Below are 26,442 nucleotides of genomic sequence, written 5' to 3'. Positions count from 1 at the left end.
GAGACATGAGCACCTTACTACCGCCTTCATTTGAGTCAAAAGTATGTCCTCCAGGGGATTTGCAGGCTCGCATTGCCCAATTGCCTAGACCTTTAGTCTTCACGAATGGGGTGTTTGATATTCTGCATCGTGGGCATGCTAGTTATTTGGCCCAAGCACGTGATTTGGGGGCTAGCTTAGTGGTGGGGGTGAATTCGGATGCATCGGTAAAGATGCTTGGCAAAGGCGACGACCGGCCTATTAATTCTGAAGAAGATCGCCAGGCCCTGCTGGCTGCCTTGGCTAGTGTTGATATGACAGTGCTGTTTAGGGAGCAAACCCCCGTAAATCTGATTGCGCAAATTCGCCCTGATATTTATGTGAAGGGCGGGGATTATGAGATTGATGCCTTGGAAGAAACTCGTCTGGTAAAAAGCTGGGGTGGAACAGCGGTTGCCATTCCGTTTTTATATGAGCGTTCTACAACAAAATTATTAGGGCGTATTCGGTCTTAAGACGCCTTTAGTAACCACGCCCAAATTCCACGCAGTACTAAACCTTCAATTGGTTCTATTAATAGGCCACATTGCTTAGCTAAGAGATCAAGTTGTTTTGCCAAAATTGGGGCATTTCCGCCATCAATCCAAATACGCTCAATTGGGTGATTGATTTCTTTGGCTAATTGCACGGCGCGTGTAATGGCGCCAAACTGAGCAGCTTCGCAGCCAAAGCCAATCGCTTCTGTAGTGGAAAGCCCAAAGCCCCCTGATTGTGCTTGCCGAGGGTCGCTTTCGACTAGGGGCAGTTGGGCGGTATTGGTATGCAAGCTTTCTTGCATCAAGGCCAAGCCAGGCATGATCCAGCCGCCATAATGAACACCGTTACTGCCTAATAAATCAATCGTAGTGGCCGTGCCTGCGCTAATGACTAGGGTGTTGCTAGTCGCGAGTGCGCGGGCTCCAATAACGGCAGCCCAACGGTCAGCCCCTAATTTCACAGGATCTGCATACAAGGTGCGAATGCCTGGATAGATGCTATCCCCTTGTAGCTGTTTCCACGAGACATCGTTCCATTGGGGAAAGAGGGATTGAAGATTGGCAATAGCCTCGCTGCCAGCAACACAGCAAAAGCCAATGGCATCCGGTTTGGGAATCGTCTTGGCAATATAGTCAGCCAGTTCTGTGCGGTGATCTGCAGATGCAAGCAGCTTGGTGCTAATAGACCCAGAGTAAGCCCACCCCTTTTTTTGTCGATCGGCGGGATTTTGGGTGGATTCAACGGCGGCCCATTTCAGGCGTGTATTGCCAACATCAAATACTAAATACAGACTCATGGTTGAACTCGCAAAGAAACATCGCCGGCATGGATGGTGATGATCTTACCTGCCTGCTCGAGAAGTAAGGCCCCAGTCTCATCCACACCTTTAGCGAGCCCTTCAATCGGCTGCTTGCCCCCACCTAAGATGCTAACGGCTTGATCTTGATAGGCATCCCATTTCATCCACTGGTCGCGAAACTGGGAAAAACCGCCTTCTTCAAATTGGGTTAAATAGTGTTCGAGTGATTCAATGATCTTGAGCCAGAGGAAATCAACTTCTGGTAGCGCATCATTTTCAGAGCCCATCAACTCATCTAAGGCGGCGACCTTTTGAGCTCCGATAGATTGAAGTTGAGTCTGGATTTTCATGGCATGGCCTAGGTTTATTCCTACTCCAATCACCATCCATGTCGATTCTGTAGGCTTTGTTTGGCCACCCTCAATCAAGATGCCACCTAATTTAGCCTGATGGATTAAGAGATCATTGGGCCATTTCAGTCGTAAGCCTTGTCGATGTAGGGTAGTCAGGTCCAAGTTGAGGGCGGTGCTGATGCCGGTAATCACTGCTAGCCCTGCCACCAAACTCAGGCCGCTCAGCTGAGCAATATTTTTTTTGAAGGGGTAGGCTAAGGAAAAGCAAAGGGAGTCTTCTGGGTTTGCTAACCAGGATCGTCCAGCCCTGCCTTTACCAGCGGTTTGCCGATAGGCAATGCGGGCTACTGGGCAGCTTAGCTCGCCAGCGCGCCAGCGCCCTAGCAGATCGTCATTGGTCGACCGGGTCTCTTCTACGCGTTCAAGGATGCAATTTGTGCTCATTTTGTCCATTGTAGAAAGGTCTGACCTAGAATTGGGGAATGCATCCGGAAGAAATACGTCCCCGCAAGTTTATTTGGCCGCTCCAGGCCATGCCTCTGGCCAGAGTCATCAGTATTGCTTATGCTTTGCTCATTATTTACGTGAGCTTAAACCCCTTTGATTTTGACTTTCAAAATGGGGTTGCCGGATGGGCTTGGCTAGATGCGCCATTGCCGCGTTTCATAACGGTTTTTGATGTATCTGTGAATATCTTGGCATATATTCCCTTGGGGTTTTTGTTGGTATTTGCTGCTTATCCACGTTGGCAAAACTTTGTGGCCTTGGGTATGACGCTGACCTTGACGGCTATTTTGGCATTTAGTGTCGAATCTTTACAAACCTGGTTGCCAACGCGTATACCCAGTCAAATCGACTGGTGGACCAATATGTTGGGAGGTCTCTTGGGCGGCCTGCTCGCCATTCCTTTGGGTCCTCAATGGCTTTCAGGCAGTGCGATTCGGCGGCGCTTTGATCTTTGGTTTGGGGCAAATTGGGGCGCTTGCGCCTTATTTATCTTATTTCCGTGGTCACAGATTTATCCACAAAGTTCATGGTTAGGGATGGGTGTTTGGGGTCATGCCATTTTTGGTTCGATTGATTGGGGCACTACCGTCATCAATCAGGTTGCCCAAGAAACGGTGATTACCGCGGTTTGCTGGTTCGGGACGGCTTTATTGCTTTCCTTGGGCATGAGGGTCAAAGCGCCGCAATGGCGCATTCTCAATGAGCTGCTGTGTGTAACACTCGTAGTCAAGATTTTTTTTACTGCTCTGCAATTTGGGATTGAATTAAGCTTGCTCTGGTTAACCGCTGGGGCTGCTTGGGGAATGGCCTTAGCCAGTCTGGCCCTCAGGTGGGCTTTGCGCTTTTCCAATGCAATGAAATTTTGGCTTGCTTTTCTCTGCTTGCTTGCGGCAACGATTGCAGTCAACTTACTGCCTGATAATCCATATTTCGTTTTAACCATGCGCCATTGGTATCAAGGGCCTCTATTGCATTTTAATGAGCTCATGCAATGGGTTTCGGTGGTATGGTTACCAATGGCATTGATTTGGGCAGTACGAAATGCGCTGCCTTTTAAAACTTACTCTGAATGAAATTTGTATGAGCTTTAAGCACCATGTTTTTTTCTGTTTAAACCAGCGCGCAAATGGTGAGGATTGTTGTGAGCGACACAATGCCTTTGCTTTATTTGAGTACGCAAAAAATCGCATCAAAGAACTTGGTCTATCGGGGCCCGGCAAAATCCGCATCAACAAGGCGGGTTGCCTTGATCGATGTGCTGACGGCCCAGTATTGGTAGTTTATCCGTCTGGAGTTTGGTATACATTGGTTGATACGGAAGACGTGGAAGAAATTATTCAGTCTCATTTGATTGCAGGAAATCCTGTAGAGCGTTTGCAATTAGTTTAGAAAGTTTGCAAAATGAACAGCCGTACACAAATTATTCATATTGATGGCTTGGTTGGCCCCATTCAGATGTCAATTGATTTGCCAGATGAGCTCAAGAATGACCCTCACTTTGCAGTGCGTGGCCTAGCCTTAGTAGCGCATCCTCACCCGCTCATGGGTGGAACCATGGATAACAAAGTAGCGCAGACGATGGCACGCGCTTTTAATCAGTTGGGTTATGTCAGTGTTCGGCCTAATTTTCGTGGCGTGGGTGATACCGGCGGAATTCATGATGATGGCGTTGGCGAGCTAGAAGACTTGTTACATGTCACTGATTGGATGCGCACCCCATCGAGTTGGGCGCATTTACCTGCGATTGAGCATCAAGCATGGGTGAGTGCAGCCAATACATTGCCTTTAGTGGTCTCTGGCTTTTCATTTGGAAGTTACGTGGGCACGCATCTTGTGCAACGCCTAGCTGAATTGGGGAGACCGGCAGAGCGTTTAGTGATGGTGGGTAGTGCTGCCGGCAAATGGGAGTTGGTGCCAGTACCAGCAGATACGATATTGATTCATGGTGAGGTGGACGAAACCATTACCTTGGGTGCGGTACTGGATTGGGCGCGACCACAGGAGTTAACCGTGCAGGTGGTGCCTGGTGCAGACCACTTCTTTCATCGCAGACTGCATTGCATCCGAAACATTATTACAGGCGCTTGGTTAGGCATGCCTGATCATCGCATTAAGTGAGAGCGCTATGACTGAAGAAAAATCTTTAATTGAATACCCATCAGAATTTCCGATTAAGGTGATGGGCAAAGCTAGCCCAGAATATTTGCCGGCCATTGTGCACATTGCAAAACAATTTGATCCGACTTTTGATGAAAGCAAGGTGGAGCAGCGGCCATCAAAAGATGGTAACTATTTAGGCCTGACTTTGCCAATTACTGCAACCAGTCGCGAGCAGTTGGATGAGTTGTATCGCACCCTCTCTACTCATCCGCTCGTGAGCATCGTTCTCTAGTTGCAGTCTTCATGACCATCCTAGTCAAGCATTTGGGTTTGGTGGATTATTCATCGACTTATGAAGCGATGCGTTCATTTACACAAGAGCGCGATAGCGATACTCCTGATGAGATTTGGGTCTTAGAGCACCCACCGGTATTTACTTTGGGATTGGCTGGAGATGCGGGTAATTTGCATTCACCGAGCAATCAAATTCCATTGGTGCAGGTTGATCGTGGGGGTGAGATTACCTATCATGGACCAGGGCAGATTGTGATTTACCTGCTCTTGGATCTACGTCGATTAGGTATCTTTGTAAAAGAATTGGTTTTGCGGATTGAGCAAGCCCTCATCGATACGCTCGCTGAATATGGATTGAAGGCGGAGAGGCATGCTGGAGCACCGGGCATTTATGTGGCAGAACAAGATGAAATATCCCAGTCTTGGGTGGGCGCTAAGATCGCTGCACTGGGCTTAAAGGTCTCAAAAGGGTGCTCGTATCATGGTTTAGCCCTCAATGTGGCCACTGATTTAGGGGCTTTTGCCCGTATTCATCCTTGCGGCTATGAGGGTTTGAAGACGGTTGATATGCAAACCCTTGGGATCGGGGACAATATAGATCTTATTAGCCAAACGCTCTTAGGGCATTTGCAACAGCAATTGATCAAATCATGACCACTGACAAAACAAGTATCAATTCCGATAAAGAAGTACGCCAAGACTTGGCTTACGATGCAACGCGTAAGCAAAAGTCGAGCGAGAAGACTGCGCGCATTCCAATCAAGATTGTTCCGTTGGCAGAGGTATTGAAAAAACCGGATTGGATTAGGGTAAAGGCAGCCTCAGGCAATTCACGTTTTTCTGAAATCAAAAAGATCTTGCGTGAGAATGAATTGGTTACAGTATGTGAAGAAGCCAGTTGCCCCAATATTGGTGAGTGCTTTGGTAAGGGCACGGCTACTTTCATGATCATGGGCGACAAATGCACACGACGTTGTCCATTTTGCGATGTGGGGCATGGTAGACCAGATCCACTGGATGAAAAAGAGCCAGGCAATTTAGCAAGAACAATTGCTGCTTTAAAGCTCAATTACGTCGTGATTACAAGTGTTGATCGTGATGACTTGCGTGATGGCGGTGCCATGCACTATGTTGATTGCATCTCCCAATCAAGAGCGCTTTCGCCAAAGACACGTATTGAAGTATTGGTGCCAGATTTTCGGGGTCGTCTTGACAAGGCTCTCGATATTTTTTCTGAGCATGCGCCACAAGGTTTGCCTGATGTGATGAATCACAATTTAGAAACCGTGCCACGTCTGTACAAGCAGGCTCGTCCCGGCGCTGATTATGCGCATTCATTGAAGTTGTTGAAAGAATTTAAAGAGCGCTTCCCGCATATCCCAACCAAGAGTGGCTTAATGGTGGGTCTGGGCGAAACCGATGAAGAAATCTTGAAAGTGATGCGCGACATGCGCGAGCACAATATTGACATGCTCACGATTGGCCAATACCTAGCGCCTTCTGGACATCATCTCCCAGTGCAGCGTTATGTTCATCCAGATGTCTTTAAGCATTTTGAAAAAGAGGCTTATGCCATGGGCTTTTCGCATGCGGCAGTCGGTGCTATGGTGCGTTCGAGCTATCACGCTGACCAGCAGGCCCATCATGCCGGCCTAATGGAAAATCAAATCGCTTGATTTAAGTAAGGACTAGTGGGTTGATGGAGTAGCCCACTTTAGGAATTGAAGAAATCAATTCGCGCGTTTCTCCAGCTTCCGCTATCTTGTTCTTAATTCCCCAAATGCTGACTCGTAGTGAGCCAATGGCATGCTTGTAGGATGGCCCCCAGATTTCATTGATCAGCTCTTCGTGGGAGAAAATTTTCCCCGGTTGAGTGAGCAAAAGAGAGAGCACGCGATATTCGAATACGCTTAGGCTGATACTGCCTTTGGGCCCCTGCAGCTTTCTGTCTAAATTGCTAATTTTTAGATCACCTAATTGCAGTGATAAATCAGAGGAATTGTCGATCATCTTCTTGCGCAGAAATAGGCGAATGCGCGCATTGAGCTCATCTAGGGAAAAAGGCTTTTCTAGAAAGGCGTCTGCCCCCAGCTCTAGGATATTGACGATGGTGTTTTCATCATTAAAGGCGGATACAGCAATGATCGGCACCTTAGACCATTTACGGATTTCAGAAATCACATACTGGCCATTGACGTCAGGAAGCCCAAGATCCAAGATGATTAAGTCTGGACGTCTTGACTTGGCCAACTGCATGCCTTCGCTACCATTTTTTGCGGCAAAGGTTTTAAAGCCTTCTCGACCAAATAGTCTTTTCAACAAAAGTTGAAGCGAGTTCTCGTCTTCGATTACTAAAATTGTGATCATCTCGGAGCAATGATATATTGCGAGGGCTATTGGGCCCCAGCTTTGAAAAAATTCTAACATTTGCAAGGCCTTGGGCTCATACTGTTTACATATGATCATGCAACCATCCTCGGAAAAATAGATAGTGCCTGCATTTATTAAGAATCAGCCTTGGGTTGGCAAGATTGGATGCATTTTTTTGGGCGCTCCTGTCGATCTCATGAGCATCTCGTTTGCCGCAGAGATTCCAGATGAGCATCTGCAAGTTCTCACTGAGATCAATAGCGAATCTGTCCATCATTTGGACATCATTCTGTTTGTGCTTGGCAGAGCAGATCAAGCCATCATGGATCGATTGTTTGCGGAACTCAAACTCTTGCGTGCTCAAGATACGCTGCCAGTTGCCACTTATGGCATTGCTTTAGAGGGTCATGAGAAAGTGGCATTGATTAATACAGGCTTGAATGAGTGCCTCAGTCCCAATGAGACCCCCCGTGAAATGCTAGCCAAAATGAAGGCATTGATACGCAGATATGGGTTTGAGAAGGCGCCGGCTTCGGAAATCATGCAACTTGGCGACTGTGTCATTGACTTTACAAAGCACACGATTTCCTTGAATGGCGAGACTAGCAACTTATCGCCCATCGAGTATCGGCTCCTCAAATATTTTGAGAAAAACAAAGGTGTACTGCTGACTCAGCAGCAAATTTTTTCCCATGTTTGGGGGGTCGATAAGCCCTTTAATAGTCACTATGTAGTTCTTTATATCGGCAAAATCCGCAAAAGAATCGGCGACTCGGCAAGCAATCCCCAGTGGATTGTTTCGGATAAGGGTTTGGGCTATCGGTTTATGGATGAAAGCATTTAGTCGTTCCAACCGACCAGCCTTGATTGGGATGCCAGATTGTTGTGCATCTGCAACAAAACTGACTTCAAGTCTTTATTTTCATTTTTAGCGCCTGCTGCCACATTGGCGCTCCTGAGTGATCATGCTCAAAAATAAGGGGAAACACCTATAAACCCTTGGTTTTATTGGGTTTATCAGCAATGCCCCCATTTTATTTTAATTTTTATTTTACTTATTTGAATCTGAATTTAATTATTTTTTAATTAAATTAAATCAATTTGAGCCTTTATTTATAAGGCTCAGAAAGACGTTAATTAATTATTTTACGTTTTTAGCCATTTAATAATTATTTTTTTACTTTACTTTCTTAGCATAGCTACATGGGATAAATGAGTAACAAAAGTGTCACCGAATTTCCTATGAAGAATGCAATGCAAATCAGCTGTTCCGGATTTTTGGAATTTTAGCGTTTTAAATGAAAGGTAGGACGATATGTCTAACAAATGGCGAAGTAACGCAGTCAAGGGGGTAATGGCAGTTGCTATTACTGCCGCTGCATTTGGGGTAGCGCAGAACGCCAGCGCAGAAGCCCAGGTAACGGCGAAATCCGTTCCTTGTGACCCCTACGCCAAATACGACTGTTTAGATTCGTATTTGGGTGATGGTTTCTGGAACCGTTTAACAAATTACTACAAATTAGAGATGGGTAAAGATGCGGCTCCTGCCGATCCAAATGCACCTCCCTCACGTAGTGAAGATTTCCCACCTGCGGCCCAAACTACGCCTCCAATGCCATTTACTGAATGGCCAAACGGTGGTAATCCTGGAATTGGGGTCACTACGCCAAACATGGTTGACAGTCCGTTCATGAACGCGATTGCCAACACTACTGTTGGTCAGTGGATGATTGATAACCACATTCAAGCATACGGTTGGGCTAACGCGGGTTTTAACTTCAGTACAAATAACACCCACGGTGGTAACGCTCCTGCAGCGTATGACTACAACCCGAACGTTCCTGTATTGAACCAAATCGTTGAGTACGTTGAGCGTCTGCCAGATACAGTGCAAAAAGAGCACAACGATTGGGGCTTCCGTCTGAACATGATTTACGGTGAAGACTATCGTTACACCACTTCATACGGTGTCTTCAGTGGCCAGTTGATGAACAAAAACTTCCAGTATGGCTTTGATGCTGTGATGGCTTATTTCGATTGGTTCACGCCATCTGTTGCACAAGGTTTGAATATTCGTATTGGTCGTTACATTGCGATTCCGGATATTGAAGCGCAGTTGGCTCCAAACAACTATATGTACTCACACTCGATTACGTATGGTTATGACAACTATACGAACGAAGGCATCTTAGGCACATTGGCATTGGACAAGAACTGGCAAGTGCAAGCTGGTGTAACTGCTGGTACTGACACAACCGTGCAACATATGTGGACTACCAACACTATTAACTGTTCGGTTCTTTATCCATGTAAAGGGGCTAATTACAACCTTGCTAATGGTGCATTGAGCTCTCAGACTCAAGGTATGTTGCAAGACCCAGGTGCTAAGCCATCCTTTACCGGTGCAATTCGTTGGAACTCGGATGATGGTAAGACTAGTGTTCAGGGTGTTGTAAACGGCATCAATAGTGGTCAGTGGGGTTACAACAACTTGCAATGGCACGGTGCTACTTTCTACCACCAGTTTGATGAACACTGGCATATTTCTACTGAGTTCTATAACGAATTCCAGAAGAATGTTCCTAACATTCAAAACGCACAAGTTCAGAGTATCTATTCTGGATCCCCGGGTGCTGGTGTAGGATCACAGGCTCCATTTTCACAGTTTGCCTACAATGCACCGAACTTAGCAGCTTGCGGTAACGTTAATGCTTTGACTTGTAGAGCAATGGCCAATGGTTCAGTCACTTACATTAACTATCAGATTGATCCTCTGAACAACCTGTCATTCCGTCCAGAGTTTTACTGGGATGCGCAAGGTCAGCGTACTGGCGCTTCAAACTATCAATCAGCTCTAGGTGGTTCTACAGCGGGTGCTATTTATCGTAACTATGCATTCGGTTGGCAACACTGGTTCTCCCCGCAGATCGAAGTACGTCCTGAAGTGGCATGGTACTCAGCTTCCAACCCAGTGTTTAACAACGGTCAAACACGCTATCAAACAGTTTGGTCTGGTGACATTATCTGGCACTGGTAAGTATGTTTGAAGTAGAAGTTAAGTAATATCTGTATCAATAGAAACAGCATGGATTTAAACCCATGCTGTTTTTTTATTAGGATGTTTCGCACTACACTTGAAGTCATTTCAAGATTAAGGAAGTCATTTATGTCGAATAAAACAAATATAGTGACCTTATGCGCTAGTTTGACCGCAATCGTTTTATTAACTTTGTCCAGTCCATCGTGGGCGGGGATATTTGGCGACTACTCTTATGATGATTGCTATAAGAGTTTGAAATCAAAATATGGTGAAGGCACTACCGAGGGTTACATTGAAAAGATTTGTCGAAAACGCTATCCCAAAATGCCTAAATTAGACGACCGTGGCGATGTCAAATTCATCTGCAAGGCCACGAAAGATGAGAAAGACATATTTCATTTTGCGGTGATCGACAATATCGCAGAGATGACAAAGTCGATCGACGATCCTCACAAAATCGAATTTAATGTTTTGGTACGCAAAAATAATGCATTTGCCTTAAAAAGCCGTGAATCTCAGAAGATTAATGGTAAACAGATCTACATCATTGTTGACATTAATACGGGCACTGGTAAAGGACAAATCTATTTTGCAGACAATGAGCAAACCCCAATTGCCACTACTGAGTTATTTTGTTCTGAGTAGATGTTCTTAGTTTTTGTGGTTAGTGAACCAGGGTGGGTTACTTGTGCACTAATAAGGTGCATAAGTAATATTTCAGCCATCTGGCATAACTAGAATGAGCGGGTAGATAGTGTGGGCAAAAAATTGATGCCCAAAACCTGGATTAGTTAATTTTTACACTTTTTTTACTGCGATTTATGACAGCAGACAGGCTTTTGCATTGTTTTTATTATGTGCAAATGCACAATTTTTCATTGAGCGGCAACGATTCTTAATTTGATTAAAAAATGAATACACCAAAAAATCTAAATGAACTAAAGCAACGTGTCCAAGCTTGGTATGCGACCAAAGTGAAGCCTAGCGTTGATGAAGCAATCGTTGCTTGGAATACGAAGCTCACTAAAAAGCAGCGCACACTGATTGTCATCGGCGTGGTGATTGTGTTGATTTTGTACTTTGGCTTGCCATTCTTAAAGCATGCCGAAGAAGAGAAAGTGGAGACTGGACCTAAAACCTTCGTTGTTCTCAATGAAAAGCAGGTTTCCACTATCGCACTCAAGGCAGTTGGAAGTGCTGAATTTACCGCTGAATTTCCAGCATACGGCAGCATTGATTTCAATCAAAACTCAGCCGTTCAAGTATTTACCAACTATCAAGGTAGAGTCATTAAGGCGAACTTTGATGTAGGTGATGCCGTTAAAAAAGGAGATGTACTCTTTACTGTAGATAGTCCAGATTTGGCTAGTGCCGAGTCCGCATTGTTAAGCGCTAAGGGCGTTTATGACAACACTACTGCTGTGCTCAACAGAGCAAAACAGTTATATGAATTAAAGTCCATTTCTTTGCAGCAGTATCAACAAAACGTTGCCGATCAAACTGCTGCAGATGCATCTTTAAAAGCGGCGCGCGATACCGTTCGTATGTTTGGTAAGTCAGCTAGTGATATTCAGCAGATCGAAACCAAGCGCAAGATGGATTCCACTTTGGCAGTGTTAAGCCCATTGGATGGTCAGGTAGTAGCGCGTAATGTTCAGCCTGGTTTATTAGTCCAGCCAGGCAATACACCTGCTCCATTTATTGTGGCAGATCCAACAATGAAATGGTTGGTGATCAATGCGCCTGAATCTGAAAGTACACGCTTGGCACAGGGTCAAGAATTGGATGTGACTGTGCCTGCTTTGCCCAACGAGAAATTCACAGCTAAGGTGAAGATTGTCGGTTCCATCGTTGATCCAGTTACTAGAACGGTTAATGTGCGTGCCGATGTAGCCGACCCTAAAAACATGATGCGTGGTGGTATGTATGCCAACTATGTGGTCCATGCCGATGCGCCAATCAAAGGAATTGCCGTTCCAATTGAAGCAGTTGTACGCGAAGGCGATGGCTCCAATACAGTTTGGGTGACCACTGATGGCGGAAAACACATGAATGTGCGTTCTGTGAAATTGGGAATTCGGAGTAATGGCTTGGTACAAGTTACTGAAGGTCTGCAAGAGGGTGAAGTGATTGCAACCGCGAATGCTATTTTCCTCAGCAACTTATTAGTTGTTGGCGAATAAGAGCTTAGTAACCATTACTGCTATTGAAAAAATTTAAGAAAGATTTCTTGTGATTAAGTCGCTCATTGCTTTTGGCCTTTCACGACGCCCAATTATTTTATTAACCCTCTTCGTCTTCTTGGGGGCGGGTTTGTTTGCTTTTAGCAAACTCAATATCGAGGCTTATCCAAATCCAGCGCCGGTGATTCTGGAGATTACTGCTCAGGCCCCCGGTTTGTCTGCCGAGGAGATGGAGAAGTACTACACCATTCCAATGGAAATTGGTTTGTATTCAACTCCGGGCATTACCAATATTCGCTCAACTTCTTTCTATGGCCTGTCATTTGTGCGGGTTACTTTTAGATACGGTATTGATTTCTATTTTGCCTATTCACAAGCTGCAGTTGCAATTCAGCAAAACATTAATTTGCCAGGCAATTTGGTGCCCACCATTCAGCAATCAAGCTTAACGGGTGAAATTTATCGTTACGAAGTAGTAGGTCCTCCCGGATTTGGTTTGAGCAATTTGCGTACAGTTCAAGATTGGATTGTTGCCCGTCGTCTCGCCACCATTCCCGGAATTGTGATGATCAATAGCTGGGGTGGTACTACTAAAGAATTCCAGGTTCATGTGGATATGGCCAAGCTACAAGCTTATGGCATGACTCTGAATCAAGTGCTCACTAATCTGGGGAGCTCGAATATTAACGTTGGTGGTCGTGAGATTGAGTACGGTCAGCAGTCAATCAACATCCGTGGCGTTGGTTTGATTGATGATGGTGGTGAGTACAACATTGTTGATGGTTACCACACCAAAGATATTGAAAACGTCGTTCTTTCTCAAACGAATGGCGTGCCGATTCGTGTGAAAGATATTGGTACCGTTGAGGTTGGTTTTGTCCCTCGCTTAGGTATTGCTGGTAAAGACCATAACGATGACATAGTTGCATCGATTGTGGCGATGGGTCGCAATCAACATACCAATGACATGATTCCTAAAGTCAAGGAGATGGTTGAGAAGATGAACACTGACGGTAGCTTGCCGGCAGGTGTCAAGGTTGTTTCTTACTATGACCGTTCTGGCTTGGTTGGCGTTACTACGCATACCGTATTAGAAAACTTAGTCTTAGGTTGTTTATTCGTATTCTTTATCCAGTGGATTTTCTTGGGTGATCTACGAAGCGCAATCATTGTGGGTATCAACATTCCATTCGCATTGCTATTTAGTATCATTATTTTGGTGTTGCGCGATGAGGACGCCAACCTCTTATCTATCGGTGCGGTGGACTTCGGAATTATTGTTGACTCGGCGGTAATTCTTGTTGAGAATATTTTCAGAAACTTTCAATCAACGCCTGCCCAACGAGTGGGTATGTTGCGTGATTTATCTTCGGGTCGTTTAGGTATTGATCCTAAGGTTGCTGATGGTGGTGGCGAGGGATCTGCATCCAAGCCTTGGTCTGACCGCTTAAAAATGATTTATATCAGTGCCTGTCAGATTGATACCTCAGTTTTGTTCTCGGTTGTCATTACAGTAGCCGCATTTATTCCGCTCTTCACGATGCAAGGTGTGGAAGGTCAAATTTTTGGACCAATGGCAAAAACCTATGCTTATGCATTGACCGGTGGTTTGCTTGCAACCTTCACAATTACTCCGGTCTTATGCTCCTATATGTTGCCAGAGCATATTGAAGAAGTAGAGACATTCATTGTGCGTTGGTTGCGTGAGCGCTATGAGCCATTGCTCAAGTGGTCATTAAACAATGGCAAGAAGTCTGTGATGTACGGTGTTCTCTTTTTGGTGGTCTGCGGAATTGCAGGTTCACGCTTAGGCTCTGAGTTTCTACCAGCCCTAGAAGAAGGAAACTTGTGGATTCGTGCGGCGATGCCCATGACCATGGGTCTGAACGCAGGTACTGAGCCAACACGTAAGATGCGCGAAATCTTGCTACGTCATCCAGAGGTGGTTACAGTGGTTTCGCAACACGGTCGTCCTGATAACGGAAGCGATGCTTCGCCATTCTCAAACGTAGAGCTGTTTGTACCGCTAAAGCCAATGGATGAATGGCCTAAGGGTGAAGATAAAGAGCAGTTGGTGGCTAAGATTCAAAAAGAATTTAATGATGAATTACCTGGCGTTGTCTTTAACTTCTCTCAATATATTCAAGATAACGTTGAGGAGGCGCTCTCCGGTGTGAAGGGTGCAAACTCAGTCAAAATTATTGGCCCTGATTTAAAAGAATTAGAGAAGTATGCTGTGCAAGTTAAGGATGTAATGGCTAAGATCAAAGGTGTTGATGATCTCGGTATTTTTAACGTGCTCGGTCAACCCAACTTAAATATTAAGATTAACCGTGAAAAAGCTGCGCGCTATAACTTGAATACGGGTGATGTCAATGCCTATATCCAGGCCGCCCTTTCTGATCAAGTTGCTACTACTGTGTTGGAGGGGCCACGCCAATTCAATCTTTCTGTGCGCTTGGATAAATCGTATCGAAACGATATCGATAAGATCAAAGAGTTGCGGGTGGGTTACCAAAATAATAACGGTGGCACCTCTTACGTTCCACTTAAAGATGTGGCTGATATCAGCCTAGATACTGGGGCGTCATTCATTTATCACGAATCGACTGTGCGTTACATTCCAATTAAATTTAGCGTGCGTGGTCGTGACTTGGGTAGTACGGTTTCCGAAGCGCAGCAGAGAATTGCTAAGGCTGTACCGTTGGCTCGGGGTTATCGTATTGAGTGGGCGGGTGAGTTCGAGAGTTTGCAAAAAGCATCTGCTCGCTTGATGGTGATTGTTCCAATTACTTTGATCGTGATCATCATTCTCTTGTACTGCTTGTTTAATAATGTCCGCGACGTGGTATTTGTACTCTCTGGTTTGCCGTTTGCGATTGGCGGAGGCATCTTAGGCCTGTGGATTTCGGGTCTTGATTTCAGTATTTCTGCGGCAATTGGTTTCATCTCCTTGTTTGGTATTAGTGTGATGAACGGTATTTTGATGACTACATACTTCAATGAAACCTATAAAACCGGCAAGATGAATAGTATCGATGCGATGTACCATGCTGCGACACACCGTATGCGACCTATGCTGATGACCGCATGGTCAGCATGTATCGGTCTTTTCCCTGCAGCGATTGCAACAGGTATTGGTAGTCAAGTTCAGAAACCACTGGCAACGGTAGTTGTGGGCGGCTTGTTGATTGGCCCAATCATGCTATTGATCGTGGTTCCAGCACTTTGCTTGCTGATGATCAAAGAGGAAGGCGAGCTCAAAGGTCCAAGTCATATTTCTGAAGATGCACATCACTAATATGAAAAGACACTTCTTGTTCTCAAGGGCTCTCTGCTTCCTGTTGGTTTTAGCGAGTTCTTCTTTAGCCTTAGCTGCACAAGTGGGTGGGGCTAAGGCGGCTGCTCCTATGATTCCAGCCGGTCCGCCAGCTCAGACCAAGAAGACGCCTGGACCAACAGGTGGTCCAGCTCCTGGAACACCGAATGTGCCTGATGCAAAACCGGTGAAGAAATAATCAACCCTCGCCATGAATCACTCTACTCAAGCCCTCGAAATGCGAAAACCAACTCTAGCCAAAATGGCCTGGGTTAAAGGCCTGTTTCGTTTTGATCTTGCAGGGCGGGTTTCGCATTTACAAGAATTGCAGACAGGAAATACTTCGTTTGTTGTGAGTTTGCTATTGTTTGCGGCTCTCATTCAGATCTGTGCATTATTTATTCCGTTTTTTGCTTGGTTTACTTGGCCGTACTTAGTCTTCGCTTGCGTAGATATTCTGAATACTCAAAAGCCGTCTTGGCGTTTAGCGCCAAAGCTATTGGGTAAGCGCATTCTTGCTCTTAAAAGTCAGTTATCTGTCGCCTTCTCTTTGTTTCTTTATGGTGCGCTAGGCTTGCTGATGTTCCGCGTGATTGCCGATCTCATTCAACGTATTTCGCTCCCTGTTGGAGTGCTGCCAAACGAGATGGTGGCGTTGCTTCCATATACGCTGTCTGAAGCTATTTGTTTATTGTTTATTGGAGCTAGTTCAGCGCGCTATACCGTGAGCTTGGAAGACCCCCTCTCTATTTTGAGTAAATCTTTAATGGATTTGGTGTTGGCGCCGATTTCATTTTTGATCTTGGTGACGCTTCAAACGATTGTGATCGCTCCCCTAGCAATTCATATTAGTCTGGCATTGAAGATGCCGGTGCTATCTACTTTTTTAGGGCATGCGCCATTTATTTTGATTGCTCTGTTTTGGTCTTGTGGGCAAATAATCAAGACTTCGGCCAGTGAAAGAACTTAATACTTACTATGCATAATTTCAAAAAACGAATTCTAGTTGCAAGCTTGGGTGCCTTGGTTGGCTCTGGTTTAATTTCTTGCGCAGTTGGCCCTGACTACAAAAGACCGGATGTCGTACCTGCAAGCACATCATCCTTTACGCGTGATGCTAATGCCGTTGAGACGGCTAAACCTTCTACTATTGATCAAGATTGGTGGAAAGCTTACGGCTCTCCACAGTTAAATGATTTGGTTGAGTTGGCCCTTAAAAATAATCCGAACATTGAAGCGGCTTCTGCTAACTTGAGAGTAGCGCAGCAAAACGTGATCGCGCAGCAGGGCTTCTTTTTTCCACAGGTCAATGCTGGCTATGCGGTTTCAAGACAGAGCACTGGCAACAACCTTCAGCCTGCGATTAACGTAACGCCGCCATCTATTTATACCTTCCAAACTGCGCAATTAAGCGTTGGATTTACGCCTGATATTTTTGGTGGAAATCGTAGAGCGGTGGAGTCCTTAGTTGGTCAAGCGAATTCACAACAATATCAATTAGATGCTTTGCGCATCACTATCATCACAAACGTTATTGCTACAGCTGCACAAGAAGCGGTTTACCGAGAAGAGCTGCAATCAGCCATTCAATCGGTAGAGGCACAGCGTCTTCAGCTAGAGCACACGGGTCATATGGTGCGCTTAGGCTATTTGGGTGGCATGGATTTAGCTAATGCGCAATCCGCTTATGCGGCTGCCGCAGCTCAAGTACCTACTTTGAGAAAGATGCATGAGCAAGCCTTAGATTTGTTGGCAGTGTATTGCGGTAAGTTTCCAAATGAACAATTGCTATTGCCGAATTTGGAGTCTTTGCACATACCTGAAAACTTGCCAAATGCCTTGCCTTCTAGCTTGGTTACGCAACGTCCTGACGTACGTGCAGCCGAAGAATTGGTGCGCGCAAGTAATGCGCAAATTGGCGTAGCCATTGCTAACCGCATTCCACAATTCTCCATCACCGGGCTGGTTGGTGGCGTGACGGGCCCAGCATTTTCTAATCTCTTTGGCAATGATTCAATCTGGGGTCTTACCGGTGGTGTCACAGCGCCGATCTTTGCTGGCGGTACCTTAGCGGCTCGCCAAAAAGCAGCTGAAGCTGGCTTAGATGCATCCGTTGCACAATACAAAGCAACTGTACTGACTGCATTTCAGAACGTAGCGGATACTTTGTATGCCCTTGATAATGATGGCAAGTTATATGCGCTAGCAAAAGACAGTGAGCAGGCCAATAAGACTGTTTATGAAATGACCCAATCTCAACTGAAATTAGGTTATGCATCTGAGCCTGGCATGTTGATGGCGCAGCAACAATATCTGCAATCTAAGATTAATCGCGTGCAAGCATTTGCTGTTTACTTGGGCGATACGGCTGCACTGTATCAATCATTGGGTGGCGGTTGGGTTTCTCCTGAGCAGGCTCAAGCTGCACAGAAAGCAAAGGAGACGCCTAGTCAGGCCAATCAATCGCCTTTGCAAAAGTTATTAGACTAATAAAAAAGCCCTGTGAATCATCAACAGGGCTCTTTAAATAGCGCCGACGCCAATTAGAAAGGTCGGTTGTAGCTAAATGAGTTCTGATCAAACTGGTGAATAGAGATGTAAGAATCTTGATGCAAGTCGCCAAGCACCTCATTGAGCGCTACAAATGTTTCACGAATAAAGTTTGCCTTCTCTTCGTCATTGATTAAATCGGAAATAGTGACATTCATGATCATGCAATTTTTTTGCTGTTCACTTAATGGCACTCCACCAATGACCCAAAGATCTAGCGGTATGTACTCGACCATCACTACGGTGTAGTCTTTTCTGCCACGGAGGTATTGCAGGTTCATATCCAAAATAACCTTGGAAATAGACTTCGTGGTTCCGTAGGATTTATTGCCGCTCACTTTGATTGTAAAAATGGCCATACTTGTCTCCCCTAATGCTTGAGCATTAATTGTGTTGGATCATGCAATGAATGAAGATAATGCCTCAAAATTGATAGGGGATTATTCAGTGAATACCCCATGTTCATATCTTTGAGGTCTTGATGATCAAGGCAGAGCTTGCTGCTTATTTACTACCGCCACCAGTGTGAGGTTGAGTGATATTGAGTTTTTTGAGTTCTGTAATGTCCAATTTGCCTGCCTTGTTGACATCCAAATTATCAAACTCAGCTGACATGTAGTTCATAAACTCGGTTTTAGAGACCATGCCATCGTTGTCAGCATCCATGAGCAATAAGAGACGCTTTACCAAGGGCTCACCTTTGGTAATTTGGTAATTTCCTGTTGGCGTAGAGTGTGATCCACCGGCTCCAAATGCAGAGTAGGCTAAAGAAAGCCCCAGTAGTACTGCAAAAATAGAGAATAACTTCAATAACTTAGTCATAAAACACCCTGAATAAACGGATACGGCTTAATTAAGTACTTGATATTAGTATAAGGATACTTATTCTCTAAAATCCATCAAATATTGTGGCGCCACCAAATTGGTGCAAGCGCTTTCCAGTTCTGCACTAGCAAAGTGCACAATTCAAAACTGAGTGATTACCCCACACTAAAATTTGCAATATATATCTTTCTAACGGTAATGATTTAATGAAAAGAGCATTCTCCAAGTCATCCCTTGGTCTAAAAACTGTCTTATGCGGGTTAGGGATTACTTTTTCCCTCGCTTTTCAGTTGGCCTACGCCGATGAATCGGCAACGGTTGCGGTGATTCCAGCTCCTGGCGCCACAGATTGCAACCCTTATGAGGAGTACACCTGTCTTGATGATTATTTGGGTACAGGTTTTTGGCAGCGCTTAAAAAATTATTACAAGTTAGAGATGGGGCAGGCTACTCCACCTGTTGATCCTGATGGTCCTTTGTCGCGTCGGGATGATTTCCCACCAGAAGCCCAGACTATTCCGCCAATGCCTTTTACTGAGTGGCCTTATGGCGGAACCAATCCATTGGGCGCAACCATTCCGAACTCAGTTGATAGTCCATTGATGGCAGCTATTGGGGATACCGATATTGGTAAGTGGATGTTTGAAAATCATATCCAGGCTTACGGCTGGGTGGACGTCGGCGGAAATGTCAGTACCAGTAAAGTGAGCCACGGTGGTAACTCACCAGCAGCGTATGACTACAACCCAAATGCTTTGGATTTGAATCAAATTGTTTTATACATCGATCGCTTTCCAGATATGGTTCAAAAAGAACACAATGACTGGGGTTTCCGTCTCTCAGGAATTTATGGTTCCGACTATCGCTACACAACCTCTTATGGCCTGGGCAGTAATCAATTGATCACCAAGAATCTGGCCAATGGTTGGGATACGCCAATGATTTATGCAGACTGGTATACCCCATTTGTAATGGAAGGCTTAAATATTCGGGTGGGTCGCTATATTTCTTTGCCAGATATTGAAGCCCAATTGGCACCAAATAACTATATGTATACGCACTCAATGACGTATACATATGACAACTACACCAACACCGGCATTATGGCCTCGTTGGCAGTCAATAAAAATTGGATTGTCCAGTTTGGTGTTGCCGATGGTACGGAAGCAACGATTCCACATATGTATCAGAAGCAAACAAATCCTTACCCGAATAATCCTGCTGCTGGACAGATTAACCCGCTCTATCCAGGCACCACTTTTCGCGTTGATCCAGGAGCCAATCCAAACTTTACCCTTTGCGGTCGTTGGAACTCCGATGATGGCAAGGATGATGTGAATTTTTGCGCCAATGATATCAATCGCGGTAATTACGGCTACAACAATTTACAGTGGTACGGTATTACCGTGTATCACCAGATTGATGAGCACTGGCATCTTGATGCAGAGCTGTACAACGAGCATCAGAATAATGCGCCAAATGCCCTCAATTCCACAGTGCAAACCATCTATGCCAATAACGGTTCGCCATTTGCATCTCAATTTATGCCATACAACGCCCCTAGTTTGGCGCAGTGTGCAAATGCCAGCGTCTTGACTTGTACATCCTCATCAACTGGCTTAACTGGCTATCTCAATTACTCTCCTGATCCAATGAATAATTTCTCATTACGTCCAGAAATTTATTGGGACTATCAGGGTCAACGTACTGGTACGGCAACCACCTACCGTAATATTGCGGTAGGTTGGCAACATTGGTTCTCACCACAAATTGAAGTGCGTCCTGAGATTGGCTACATGAAGGCAAATACTGCCGCCTTTAATGGAAATTCTAATTTAGGGATTGCTCCCAATCGGAATAATCAAACGGTTTTGGCTGGCGATATTATTTGGCACTTTTAATCAGAGAGTTTGGAGTTTCTATGCTTAAGTTCATTTCTATTGCTACCACTCTTTGTTTTGCTATGCTGTCATTGACTGCTGCTGCAGCTGACTGTCCGTCGGCTCAAGCGATTGCATCTGCAGCACCAGGTGCGCTCAAAGGCACCACCTGGGCTGGTTGTGATTACACCAAGGCTAATCTCTCTAGTGGTTTGAATTTAGAGAACGCCAATTTAAGTCAAACCATTTTGGTTGATGCCAATTTGAGCAATGCCAATCTAAATGAGACTCTTATGCAAGAGGCTAACCTGACGAATGCCACGTTGGTGAAGACTTCGTTTAAGGAGTCCAATCTCACTTACGCTAACCTGACTGGCGCAAATCTCTCAAGCGCCAATCTGAGTCATGCTCGGCTGTATGGTGTGTATTTGCGACAAGCAAATCTCAAGGGCGCAAATTTAAGCTCTGCCGATCTGACTGCGGCTGACTTGTCTAATGCGGACTTAACGGGAGCTAATATTGATGATGCTAACTTTGAATATGCCAAATTAGGTGGCGCTACTTGGGTTACGGGCGATCGCGTATGCAAGCCAGGTAGCTTGGGTGAGTGTAATTAATTTTTTCCCAAATCAATTGTTCAAACGTTCCTTTGTAGTCTTTGCCTTTATTGGCTTACTGACTTTTATGCTTTGCGCTTGTAGCCCTCAATTAGATTGGCGCACAGTCACATCTACTCAAGCGCAGTACTCGGCTTTATTTCCGGCAAAGCCAGAACACCTTGAGCGTCATCTGGTATATCAAGATCAGGATATTTTGCAGGTTCTAGACGCTGTAAAAATAGATGATGCCATTTTTTCAATTAGCACTATTGAACTCAAAAAAGATCAAGCTAGCCTTGAAGATGGCATCCTGGAAAGCTCGAAAAATGCACTGAGTCAACAAGCTGATTTAGTGAAAGATGCGTCTCTCATTAAGGAAGCAAGTTATCAAACGGCCGATCACCAGCGCTTTGCAGTCAAAGATTATTATTTTGAAGTGAAGATGCCAAACCATTCGCAGTTCATGCGATCAAGGTGGATCGTGAGACGCACTCCTGCGGGAGAAGTTTTTATTTATCAGGTTTCTGTATTGCTACAGAATGTGAAAAGTGGCACTGTGGAACAAATGCTCTCTCAAGAGCAGTACGCTACTTTTTTTGAAGAGTTCCATCCTCTTTAGAGGATTGGTGGGTGAGTTGCTGCTTGAGCTTAATTGCCGACTTGCTCTAGCGCCGCCACTTTCTTTTCAAGGGCCTCAAGCTTTTCTCTAGTCTTGGCTAGAACTTTAGATTGCAGTTCGAATTCTTCGCGGGTCACTAAGTCCATTTTTTGGAAACCCTGATTCATGAGCGCTTTGACGTTCTTTTCAATCTCTTGCGCTGGTGAGTTGCGAATGGCATCCCCCACTTTTGCTTGCATGCCAGAGGCAATTTGCTGAATTTGCTCAAGAATCTCGCCAGTTTTTTTCATAGGTAGCCGTGGTGCTTTATTTTGGTGCAATTAAATGAACTATTTTGGTGCATTTGCATTGATAACGTGAATTTATTAATTCAATTCAAGGTATCTTAAGTCATTATTTTAGCGTGGAAGGTGGATTCTTTCCGCCTTAATAAGATTATTTAATTCTTTTCCTGAACGGAGAAATGTATGAAATTAATTACTACCATCATAAAGCCCTTCAAGCTTGATGAAGTACGTGAAGCCTTATCGGAAGTCGGCGTTTCCGGCATTACCGTAACTGAAGTAAAAGGCTTTGGTCGCCAAAAGGGCCACACTGAGCTATATCGCGGTGCTGAGTATGTAGTGGATTTTTTGCCTAAGGTAAAAATTGAAGCGGCTGTTGAAGATGGCATTCTCGAGCGTGCGCTTGAAGCCATTGAAAAATCTGCTCGTACAGGCAAGATTGGGGATGGCAAGATTTTTGTTTCTCCGATTGAGCATGTCATTCGTATTCGCACCGGTGAAACCGGTGTGGCAGCCCTTTAATAAGAGAGGTAAAAAATGTTCACTTGGATAAAACAACTTGTCGCTGGCGGCGCGATTGCCTTAAGTCTTGGCGTAGCCGGTGTAATGGTGACTGCACCAGCACATGCAGATGAAGCTAAAAAGCCTGCAGTAGTAGCTCCAGCTGCTGGTACAGCCGCAGCCGCAACTGCACCTACAGCCGTACCTAATAAAGGCGATACAGCTTGGATGTTGGTTTCTACTGCCTTGGTTTTGTTGATGACTTTGCCGGGCTTGGCTTTGTTCTACGGCGGTTTGACACGTAGCAAAAATATTCTATCGATCTGCATGCAATGTATGGTCATTTTCTCGGTAATTACGGTCTTATGGTCCCTTTATGGCTATAGCATCGCGTTTACTGAAGGTGGACCATTCTTGGGTGGATTAGATCGCTTGTTCTTATCTGGTATTACTCCTGATTCTGTAGCCGCTACTTTCTCTAAGGGTGTTGTTATTCCTGAGTATGTATTTATGGCATTCCAGGCAGTATTTGCCACCATTACCTGCTGCTTGATCATTGGTTCTTTTGCAGAGCGCGCTAAGTTTTCTGCAATTTTAGTATTCATGGTGATTTGGTTCACATTTAGCTATTTGCCAATCGCACACATGGTTTGGTTCTGGCCTGGTCCTGATGACATCAAAGATGCTGCTTCACTGGAAGCGGTAACTGCGCGTGCTGGTTGGTTGTTCCAAAAAGGCGTACTTGATTTTGCTGGCGGTACAGTGGTTCATATCAATGCGGCGATTGCTGGTTTGGTTGGTTCATTCGTTATCGGTAAGCGTATTGGTTACGGTAAAGAAGCCATGAAGCCACATAACTTAGTCTATGTAATGACTGGTGCCGCTCTCTTGTGGTTCGGTTGGTTTGGTTTTAATGCGGGTTCTGCTTTAGAGGCAAACGGCAGTGCAGCATTGGCATTCGTGAATACTTATTTGGCTACTGCAGCTGCAGTATTGAGCTGGTCATTGGGTGAGTGGGTTCACAAAGGTAAGCCTTCAGTATTGGGCGCAGCTTCTGGTTGCGTAGCAGGCTTGGTTGCAATTACCCCTGCTGCTGGTTTTGTAGGCCCAATGGGCGCTCTAGCAATCGGTGCTGCTGCTGGTGTGGTGTGCTTGTGGGGTGTTACTGGCCTCAAGCGTATGCTTGGCTCTGATGACAGTTTGGATGTGTTCGGTGTACACGGCGTTGGCGGTATCTTGGGCGCCTTGTTGACTGGCATCTTCGCTGATCCAGCTCTGGGCGGTACAGGTATCTGGGATTATGTTGCTAATGCTGTTAGCCCAGACTATTCCATTCCTAGTCAGCTTTGGGTTCAGGCTCAGGGTGTGATTACCACAGTCATTTGGTCAGCACTTGTATCCTTCATCGCCTTCAAATTGATCGATATCGTGATTGGTTTGCGTGTGAAAGAGGACGAAGAGCGCGAAGGCTTGGATATCAGCTCCCACGGCGAGACCGCTTACGAGAGTTAATCCATACTTACCCTGATTGGGCAGGCTTGCTTGGCTGCCTAGTTTTTAAGCGCGGGATCTCAGTATCCCGCGTCTTTCTTTTAAAAATCTTACAATGATGAAATGGTCCCACATCTCATCACTGCCCTGAGCGGCCCTTTGCTTGAACTCGAGACAAAGGTATTAGAAGCAACCCCAACAATTGAGCGCTGGTTTAGGCTGGAGTGGCAAGAGCACACCCCACCGTTTTACTGCTCGGTTGATCTGCGTAATTCTGGATTTAAGCTTGCTCCAGTAGATACCAATCTATTTCCAGGTGGATTTAATAACCTATCGCCACAAATGCTCCCATTGGCGGTTCAGGCAGCAATGGCTGCGATCGAGAAGATCTGCCCAGAAGCCAAAAATTTATTATTGATTCCTGAGCGTCATACGCGTAATACCTTCTATTTGCAAAATATCGCACGGCTTTCATCGATCTTGCGTCAAGCGGGTTTGAATGTTCGCCTCGGTAGCTTGTCTGATGAAATCAAAAAACCCACTTGGATTGATTTGCCCGATGGCAATCGTTTATTAATGGAGCCTTTGGCGCGCACTGGACTGAAAAAGCAGCGCTTGGGATTAAAGGATTTTGATCCTTGCTCCATCTTATTGAATAATGATTTATCGGCTGGGATTCCCCCTGTTCTAGAAAATATTCACGAACAATATTTATTGCCCGGCCTGCACGCCGGCTGGCATGTGCGTCGTAAGTCGGCGCACTTTGCCGCATATGAAGAAGTGGCCAAGAAGTTTGCCAAGGTGGTCAACATTGATCCTTGGATGATTAATCCTTACTTTACGAGTTGCTCGAATGTGAATTTTCATGAGCGTAAGGGTGAAGATGAGTTACAAACAGCCGTCGAACAGATTCTAAAAAAGACTGCCAAAAAATATCGTGAGTACGGCATTAAAGAAAAACCGTATGTCGTAGTCAAGGCAGATGCTGGCACATATGGCATGGGTGTGATGGTTGTTCAAGATCCAGCCCAGCTCAAAGGTTTGAATCGCAAAGACCGTAATAAAATGAGTGTGGTCAAAGAGGGTCTTGAAGTAAGTGATGTGCTCATTCAAGAGGGCGTCTATTCATTTGAAAAAGTAAATGAGGCCGTGGCAGAGCCGGTGGTTTACATGATTGATCGTTATGTCATTGGCGGCTTCTACCGCGTGCATACAGATCGCGGCCCGAATGAGAATTTAAATGCACCCGGTATGCATTTTGTGCCTTTGGCCTTTGAGCAAAACTCCATGCCTGATTTATCTGCTAAGCCCGGTAGTGCTGCGCCAAATCGCTTTTATTTGTATGGTGTAGTTGCACGTCTAGCCCTGTTGGCTGCCTCCTTAGAGCTAGAGCGCACCGATCCCAATGCTGAATTTTCTTAATAGCTAAATAAATAAAAAATGGATTTTTTATTTATTGCCGACCCCCTAGAGTCTTTCAAGATCTATAAAGACACTACTTTGGCAATGATGCGCGCTGCGCAAGGGGCAGGTCATCGCCTCTGGTTTTGTCAAAGTTGCCAAATTCTATGGAAAGATAATTTTGTCGTAGCCGATTGCCAGACTGTGGCAATTAAGCCAAGTGGAACTTCTTGGTATGAGTTAGGTGAAATAGAGCAGCGTAAATTAAATAGTTTTTCTGCCGTGCTGATGCGCACCGACCCACCTTTTGATATTGAATATCTCAATACCACTTGGATGTTATCCGCCGCTGTCCGGCAGGGGGCTGTGGTCATGAATAATCCTGCAGCAATTCGTGATCACTCTGAAAAATTATCGATTACTGAGTTCCCGGAGCTGATTCCACCAACTTTGGTGACGCGTGAGCTTGAGGCAGTACAAGCCTTTCATCAACAGCATGCCGATATTGTTGTGAAGCCTTTAGATGGAATGGGCGGCATGGGTATTTTCCGGGTAGGGCCTGACGGCCTTAATCTGGCGAGCATTGTTGAAACGCTAGGCGAGAATGGTGCAAGAACCTTAATGGTTCAACGTTTCTTGCCAGAAATCTCCCAGGGCGACAAGCGCGTACTTTTAATTGATGGGGAGGTTGTGCCATTCGCATTGGCGCGCATTCCGCAAGGTAGTGAAATTCGTGGCAACTTAGCCGCTGGTGGTAAGGGTGTAGCAATGCCTTTAACTGATTCTGAAAAAAGAGTTGCTGAGCGGTTGG

General features: G+C 45.3%; 27 protein-coding genes and 1 pseudogene. 22 read left to right on the top strand and 6 right to left on the bottom strand.

Features of this window, described 5'->3' with window-relative positions; genetic code table 11:
* Window positions 1–5: 5 nt before the first annotated feature.
* Complete coding sequence (gene rfaE2, locus BOQ04_RS08820) at window positions 6–494, top strand: D-glycero-beta-D-manno-heptose 1-phosphate adenylyltransferase (protein WP_076024376.1); 489 nt, start codon at window positions 6–8, stop codon at window positions 492–494.
* On the opposite strand, the gene BOQ04_RS08815 is transcribed toward rfaE2, so the two are convergent.
* A complete protein-coding gene (locus tag BOQ04_RS08815) occupies window positions 491–1,312 on the bottom strand; it encodes a type III pantothenate kinase (RefSeq protein ID WP_076024375.1) in 822 nt (273 codons plus the stop codon). The two genes, rfaE2 and BOQ04_RS08815, sit on opposite strands and share 4 nt — an antisense overlap.
* Window positions 1,309–2,112, bottom strand: coding sequence for a biotin--[acetyl-CoA-carboxylase] ligase (locus BOQ04_RS08810; RefSeq protein ID WP_076024661.1), 804 nt, complete (start codon window positions 2,110–2,112; stop codon window positions 1,309–1,311). The genes BOQ04_RS08815 and BOQ04_RS08810 overlap by 4 nt, the downstream gene beginning before the upstream one ends.
* Before the next feature lie 38 nt (window positions 2,113–2,150).
* Between BOQ04_RS08810 and BOQ04_RS08805 the strand changes: the two genes are divergently transcribed.
* From BOQ04_RS08805 to lipA, 6 genes and pseudogenes are all read left to right on the top strand, one after another.
* Window positions 2,151–3,248, top strand: a complete 1,098-nt coding sequence (locus BOQ04_RS08805; RefSeq protein ID WP_076024374.1) for a VanZ family protein — start codon at window positions 2,151–2,153, stop codon at window positions 3,246–3,248.
* A gap of 7 nt (window positions 3,249–3,255) precedes the next feature.
* Window positions 3,256–3,564, top strand: a complete 309-nt coding sequence (locus BOQ04_RS08800; RefSeq protein WP_076024373.1) for a (2Fe-2S) ferredoxin domain-containing protein — start codon at window positions 3,256–3,258, stop codon at window positions 3,562–3,564.
* Between the two features lie 12 nt (window positions 3,565–3,576).
* Entirely contained in the window at window positions 3,577–4,293 is a 717-nt protein-coding gene (locus BOQ04_RS08795) for an alpha/beta hydrolase (protein ID WP_076024372.1), read from the top strand.
* A 7-nt stretch (window positions 4,294–4,300) separates the two neighbouring features.
* Window positions 4,301–4,567, top strand: coding sequence for a DUF493 family protein (locus BOQ04_RS08790; protein ID WP_076024371.1), 267 nt, complete (start codon window positions 4,301–4,303; stop codon window positions 4,565–4,567).
* Between the two features lie 11 nt (window positions 4,568–4,578).
* On the top strand, window positions 4,579–5,223 hold the full coding sequence (gene lipB / locus BOQ04_RS08785; protein ID WP_076024370.1) for a lipoyl(octanoyl) transferase LipB: 645 nt from the start codon (window positions 4,579–4,581) through the stop codon (window positions 5,221–5,223).
* A 53-nt stretch (window positions 5,224–5,276) separates the two neighbouring features.
* Window positions 5,277–6,245: pseudogene (gene lipA, locus BOQ04_RS08780) on the top strand (lipoyl synthase); the annotation flags it as partial.
* A 1-nt stretch (window position 6,246) separates the two neighbouring features.
* On the opposite strand, the gene BOQ04_RS08775 reads toward lipA, so the two are convergent.
* Window positions 6,247–6,936 carry a response regulator transcription factor gene (locus BOQ04_RS08775; protein WP_158025493.1) on the bottom strand — a complete coding sequence of 230 codons (690 nt, stop codon included), beginning with the start codon at window positions 6,934–6,936 and terminating at the stop codon, window positions 6,247–6,249.
* A 124-nt stretch (window positions 6,937–7,060) separates the two neighbouring features.
* Here BOQ04_RS08775 and BOQ04_RS08770 point away from each other — a divergent pair, with 124 nt between their 5' ends.
* The 8 genes from BOQ04_RS08770 (at window position 7,061) to BOQ04_RS08735 (ending at window position 17,971) form a co-directional block, all read left to right on the top strand.
* Window positions 7,061–7,783 (top strand): winged helix-turn-helix domain-containing protein, encoded by a 723-nt coding sequence (locus tag BOQ04_RS08770; protein WP_076024367.1) that lies wholly within the window; start codon window positions 7,061–7,063, stop codon window positions 7,781–7,783.
* A 471-nt stretch (window positions 7,784–8,254) separates the two neighbouring features.
* A complete protein-coding gene (locus BOQ04_RS08765; RefSeq protein WP_083657577.1) occupies window positions 8,255–9,976 on the top strand; it encodes an outer membrane beta-barrel protein in 1,722 nt (573 codons plus the stop codon).
* A gap of 129 nt (window positions 9,977–10,105) precedes the next feature.
* Window positions 10,106–10,624 carry a hypothetical protein gene (locus BOQ04_RS08760; RefSeq protein ID WP_076024365.1) on the top strand — a complete coding sequence of 173 codons (519 nt, stop codon included), beginning with the start codon at window positions 10,106–10,108 and terminating at the stop codon, window positions 10,622–10,624.
* A gap of 266 nt (window positions 10,625–10,890) precedes the next feature.
* Window positions 10,891–12,162: an efflux RND transporter periplasmic adaptor subunit gene (locus BOQ04_RS08755; RefSeq protein WP_083657576.1), complete on the top strand. Its 1,272-nt coding sequence runs from the start codon at window positions 10,891–10,893 to the stop codon at window positions 12,160–12,162.
* A 49-nt stretch (window positions 12,163–12,211) separates the two neighbouring features.
* A complete protein-coding gene (locus BOQ04_RS08750; RefSeq protein ID WP_076024364.1) occupies window positions 12,212–15,463 on the top strand; it encodes an efflux RND transporter permease subunit in 3,252 nt (1,083 codons plus the stop codon).
* A gap of 1 nt (window position 15,464) precedes the next feature.
* Entirely contained in the window at window positions 15,465–15,680 is a 216-nt protein-coding gene (locus BOQ04_RS08745) for a hypothetical protein (protein ID WP_143742184.1), read from the top strand.
* A gap of 39 nt (window positions 15,681–15,719) precedes the next feature.
* Window positions 15,720–16,451 carry a hypothetical protein gene (locus BOQ04_RS08740; protein WP_143742183.1) on the top strand — a complete coding sequence of 244 codons (732 nt, stop codon included), beginning with the start codon at window positions 15,720–15,722 and terminating at the stop codon, window positions 16,449–16,451.
* An 8-nt stretch (window positions 16,452–16,459) separates the two neighbouring features.
* Window positions 16,460–17,971 carry an efflux transporter outer membrane subunit gene (locus BOQ04_RS08735; protein ID WP_076024361.1) on the top strand — a complete coding sequence of 504 codons (1,512 nt, stop codon included), beginning with the start codon at window positions 16,460–16,462 and terminating at the stop codon, window positions 17,969–17,971.
* Between the two features lie 53 nt (window positions 17,972–18,024).
* Here the strand turns inward: BOQ04_RS08735 and BOQ04_RS08730 are convergent, their stop codons facing one another.
* Together BOQ04_RS08730 and BOQ04_RS08725 are read right to left on the bottom strand one after the other, a co-directional pair.
* Complete coding sequence (locus BOQ04_RS08730; protein ID WP_076024360.1) at window positions 18,025–18,390, bottom strand: hypothetical protein; 366 nt, start codon at window positions 18,388–18,390, stop codon at window positions 18,025–18,027.
* A gap of 145 nt (window positions 18,391–18,535) precedes the next feature.
* Complete coding sequence (locus tag BOQ04_RS08725; RefSeq protein ID WP_076024359.1) at window positions 18,536–18,853, bottom strand: EF-hand domain-containing protein; 318 nt, start codon at window positions 18,851–18,853, stop codon at window positions 18,536–18,538.
* Window positions 18,854–19,062: 209 nt separating this feature from the next.
* Here BOQ04_RS08725 and BOQ04_RS08720 point away from each other — a divergent pair, with 209 nt between their 5' ends.
* The 3 genes from BOQ04_RS08720 to BOQ04_RS08710 are packed head-to-tail and all read left to right on the top strand — an operon-like array spanning window position 19,063 to window position 21,954.
* Window positions 19,063–20,757 (top strand): outer membrane beta-barrel protein, encoded by a 1,695-nt coding sequence (locus BOQ04_RS08720; RefSeq protein WP_083657575.1) that lies wholly within the window; start codon window positions 19,063–19,065, stop codon window positions 20,755–20,757.
* A gap of 20 nt (window positions 20,758–20,777) precedes the next feature.
* A complete protein-coding gene (locus BOQ04_RS08715) occupies window positions 20,778–21,353 on the top strand; it encodes a pentapeptide repeat-containing protein (protein WP_076024358.1) in 576 nt (191 codons plus the stop codon).
* A gap of 16 nt (window positions 21,354–21,369) precedes the next feature.
* Entirely contained in the window at window positions 21,370–21,954 is a 585-nt protein-coding gene (locus BOQ04_RS08710) for a hypothetical protein (protein ID WP_143742182.1), read from the top strand.
* 29 nt (window positions 21,955–21,983) lie between these two features.
* On the opposite strand, the gene BOQ04_RS08705 is transcribed toward BOQ04_RS08710, so the two are convergent.
* Window positions 21,984–22,193: an accessory factor UbiK family protein gene (locus BOQ04_RS08705; RefSeq protein ID WP_420875843.1), complete on the bottom strand. Its 210-nt coding sequence runs from the start codon at window positions 22,191–22,193 to the stop codon at window positions 21,984–21,986.
* Window positions 22,194–22,421: 228 nt separating this feature from the next.
* On the opposite strand from BOQ04_RS08705, the gene BOQ04_RS08700 reads away from it, so the two are divergent.
* From BOQ04_RS08700 to gshB, 4 genes are all read left to right on the top strand, one after another.
* Entirely contained in the window at window positions 22,422–22,760 is a 339-nt protein-coding gene (locus BOQ04_RS08700) for a P-II family nitrogen regulator (RefSeq protein WP_076024356.1), read from the top strand.
* Between the two features lie 15 nt (window positions 22,761–22,775).
* Window positions 22,776–24,251: an ammonium transporter gene (locus tag BOQ04_RS08695; protein ID WP_076024355.1), complete on the top strand. Its 1,476-nt coding sequence runs from the start codon at window positions 22,776–22,778 to the stop codon at window positions 24,249–24,251.
* Window positions 24,252–24,353: 102 nt separating this feature from the next.
* Window positions 24,354–25,652, top strand: a complete 1,299-nt coding sequence (gshA, locus tag BOQ04_RS08690) for a glutamate--cysteine ligase (protein ID WP_076024354.1) — start codon at window positions 24,354–24,356, stop codon at window positions 25,650–25,652.
* A gap of 18 nt (window positions 25,653–25,670) precedes the next feature.
* Window positions 25,671–26,442, top strand: a 772-nt coding sequence (gshB, locus tag BOQ04_RS08685; protein WP_076024353.1) for a glutathione synthase, incomplete at its 3' end; no start/stop codon positions are given.

Source organism: Polynucleobacter sphagniphilus, from assembly GCF_001953355.1.
Taxonomy (GTDB): domain Bacteria; phylum Pseudomonadota; class Gammaproteobacteria; order Burkholderiales; family Burkholderiaceae; genus Polynucleobacter; species Polynucleobacter sphagniphilus.
The sequence above is the reverse complement of the archived record's forward strand: the minus strand, read 5'-3'. Positions and strand labels throughout refer to the sequence as shown.

Coding starts and splice junctions, on each gene's coding strand:
- rfaE2 (WP_076024376.1), top strand. CDS start 6: ATGAGCACCTTACTACCGCCTTCATTTGAGTCAAAAGTATGTCCTCCA.
- BOQ04_RS08815 (WP_076024375.1), bottom strand. CDS start 1,312: ATGAGTCTGTATTTAGTATTTGATGTTGGCAATACACGCCTGAAATGG.
- BOQ04_RS08810 (WP_076024661.1), bottom strand. CDS start 2,112: ATGAGCACAAATTGCATCCTTGAACGCGTAGAAGAGACCCGGTCGACC.
- BOQ04_RS08805 (WP_076024374.1), top strand. CDS start 2,151: ATGCATCCGGAAGAAATACGTCCCCGCAAGTTTATTTGGCCGCTCCAG.
- BOQ04_RS08800 (WP_076024373.1), top strand. CDS start 3,256: ATGAGCTTTAAGCACCATGTTTTTTTCTGTTTAAACCAGCGCGCAAAT.
- BOQ04_RS08795 (WP_076024372.1), top strand. CDS start 3,577: ATGAACAGCCGTACACAAATTATTCATATTGATGGCTTGGTTGGCCCC.
- BOQ04_RS08790 (WP_076024371.1), top strand. CDS start 4,301: ATGACTGAAGAAAAATCTTTAATTGAATACCCATCAGAATTTCCGATT.
- lipB (WP_076024370.1), top strand. CDS start 4,579: ATGACCATCCTAGTCAAGCATTTGGGTTTGGTGGATTATTCATCGACT.
- BOQ04_RS08775 (WP_158025493.1), bottom strand. CDS start 6,936: ATGATCACAATTTTAGTAATCGAAGACGAGAACTCGCTTCAACTTTTG.
- BOQ04_RS08765 (WP_083657577.1), top strand. CDS start 8,255: ATGTCTAACAAATGGCGAAGTAACGCAGTCAAGGGGGTAATGGCAGTT.
- BOQ04_RS08760 (WP_076024365.1), top strand. CDS start 10,106: ATGTCGAATAAAACAAATATAGTGACCTTATGCGCTAGTTTGACCGCA.
- BOQ04_RS08755 (WP_083657576.1), top strand. CDS start 10,891: ATGAATACACCAAAAAATCTAAATGAACTAAAGCAACGTGTCCAAGCT.
- BOQ04_RS08745 (WP_143742184.1), top strand. CDS start 15,465: ATGAAAAGACACTTCTTGTTCTCAAGGGCTCTCTGCTTCCTGTTGGTT.
- BOQ04_RS08740 (WP_143742183.1), top strand. CDS start 15,720: ATGCGAAAACCAACTCTAGCCAAAATGGCCTGGGTTAAAGGCCTGTTT.
- BOQ04_RS08735 (WP_076024361.1), top strand. CDS start 16,460: ATGCATAATTTCAAAAAACGAATTCTAGTTGCAAGCTTGGGTGCCTTG.
- BOQ04_RS08730 (WP_076024360.1), bottom strand. CDS start 18,390: ATGGCCATTTTTACAATCAAAGTGAGCGGCAATAAATCCTACGGAACC.
- BOQ04_RS08725 (WP_076024359.1), bottom strand. CDS start 18,853: ATGACTAAGTTATTGAAGTTATTCTCTATTTTTGCAGTACTACTGGGG.
- BOQ04_RS08720 (WP_083657575.1), top strand. CDS start 19,063: ATGAAAAGAGCATTCTCCAAGTCATCCCTTGGTCTAAAAACTGTCTTA.
- BOQ04_RS08715 (WP_076024358.1), top strand. CDS start 20,778: ATGCTTAAGTTCATTTCTATTGCTACCACTCTTTGTTTTGCTATGCTG.
- BOQ04_RS08705 (WP_420875843.1), bottom strand. CDS start 22,193: ATGCAAGCAAAAGTGGGGGATGCCATTCGCAACTCACCAGCGCAAGAG.
- BOQ04_RS08700 (WP_076024356.1), top strand. CDS start 22,422: ATGAAATTAATTACTACCATCATAAAGCCCTTCAAGCTTGATGAAGTA.
- BOQ04_RS08695 (WP_076024355.1), top strand. CDS start 22,776: ATGTTCACTTGGATAAAACAACTTGTCGCTGGCGGCGCGATTGCCTTA.
- gshA (WP_076024354.1), top strand. CDS start 24,354: ATGGTCCCACATCTCATCACTGCCCTGAGCGGCCCTTTGCTTGAACTC.